The 1,919-nt window shown below is 69.5% G+C and carries 1 protein-coding gene; it reads left to right on the top strand.

Annotated elements, in window-relative coordinates; genetic code table 11:
• Positions 1–61: 61 nt before the first annotated feature.
• Positions 62–1,919, top strand: a 1,858-nt coding sequence (locus AC1D15_RS29650) for a CarD family transcriptional regulator (RefSeq protein ID WP_477828840.1), incomplete at its 3' end; no start/stop codon positions are given.

The following is a 1,919-nucleotide window of genomic DNA, read 5'->3' as shown; positions in this document are numbered from 1 at the left end:
GCCCTATCGCCCCGCCGCCACGTCGCGCGGGGCGATTTGATTTTGTCGCGCGATTGTGTCCATGCACCTTCCCAGCCTGTCTCCCGGAAAACGCTTCACGCTGCCGCGCCCGATCGGCTCGGCCGATGCCCTGCTGCTGGCGCGCTTCGCGCAGGCACGCACCGCGCAGAAGCAATTGACTGCGATCGTCAGCGCCGAGCCGGCCGACACGCAGCGCCTCGAAGGCGAGCTCGCGTTCTTCGCGCCCGAGCTGCGCATCGCGGTGTTCCCCGACTGGGAGACCCTCCCCTACGACACCTTCTCGCCGCACCAGGACCTGATCTCCGAGCGGCTGGCCACGCTGTGGCGCATCCAGCGCGGCGAGGTCGACGTGGTGCTGCTGCCCGCCTCGACCGCGCTGGTGCGGCTCGCTCCGCCGAGTTTCCTGGCCGCCTACACCTTCAACTTCAGGCAGAAGGAAAAGCTCAACGAGGCGGCGCTGAAGGCGCAGCTCACGCTGGCCGGCTACACGCATGTGAGCCAGGTGGTGTCGCCGRGCGAGTACGCAGTGCGCGGCGGGCTGATCGACCTGTTCCCGATGGGCTCGCTGGTGCCGTACCGCGTCGACCTGTTCGGCGACGAGGTCGACAGCATCCGCACCTTCGACCCCGACAGCCAGCGCAGCCTGTTCCCGGTGCCCGAGGTGCGGCTGCTGCCGGGCCGCGAGTTCCCGATGGACGAGGACTCGCGCACCGCGTTCCGCGCCCGCTGGCGCGAGAAGATGGACGGCGACCCGACCAAGGTGCGCCTGTACAAGGATATCGGCAGCGGCATCGCGACCGCCGGCATCGAGTACTACCTGCCGCTCTTCTTCGACAGCGTCGCGACGATCTTCGACTACCTCGGCGAGCAGGCCGCGATCGCGCTGCACGGCGAGGTCGACGATGCGCTGAAGCGCTTCTGGGTCGACACCCGCGAGCGCCACCGCTTCCTGCAGCACGACAAGGAACGGCCGATCCTGCCGCCGGAAGACATCTTCCTGCGCACCGAGGATTTCTTCGCGATCGCCAATGCGCACGCGGTGCTGTCGGTGCGCGGCAAGGAAGAGACCGACTGGGCGCGCCCGCTGCCCGACCTCAGCGTCGACCGCGGCGCGCCCGAACCGCTGAAGAAGCTGCAGCTGCACGTGGGCACCACGGCGCACCGCGTGCTGATCGTCGCCGAGAGCGAGGGCCGGCGCGAGAGCCTGCTGGAGCTGCTGCGCGACAACCGCATCGAGCCGCCGTCGGTCGCGAGCCTCGCCGAGTTCGAGCAGGGCGATGAGCGCTTCGCGATCGCGGTCGCGCCGCTGGCCGAGGGCTTCTTCTGGCACGACGCCGAGCTCGGCCGCGCGATCCAGTTCATCACCGAGACCGAGCTGTTCGCGACCTCGCCCACCGGGCGGCGCAAGCGCAAGCAGGAGCAGGTCAGCGACGTCAACGCGCTGATCAAGGACCTGTCGGAGCTGAAGGTCGGCGACCCGGTGGTGCATGTGAACCACGGGATCGGGCGTTATGTGGGGCTGATGAACATCGACCTGGGCGATGGCCCGAGCGAGTTCCTGCACCTCGAGTACGCCGACAAGGCCACGCTGTACGTGCCGGTCGCGCAGCTGCACCTGATCAGCCGCTACACCGGCGTCAGCGCCGAAGAGGCGCCGCTGCACCGCCTCGGCTCCGGCCAGTGGGACAAGGCCAAGCGCCGTGCCGCCGAGCAGGTGCGCGACACCGCGGCCGAGCTGCTGAACCTGTACGCCCGCCGCGCCGCGCGCGAGGGCTTCGCGTTCCGCTTCTCGCCGCACGACTACGAGGCCTTCGCCGCGAGCTTCGGCTTCGAGGAGACGCCCGACCAGAAGGCGGCGATCCACGCGGTGATCCAGGRCATGGTGAGCCCGAAGCCGA

The sequence above is a fragment of the Rhizobacter sp. P2_H2 genome (assembly GCF_056403375.1).
Note: the sequence above shows the minus strand (reverse complement) of the source record. Positions and strands in the feature narration are given on the sequence as shown.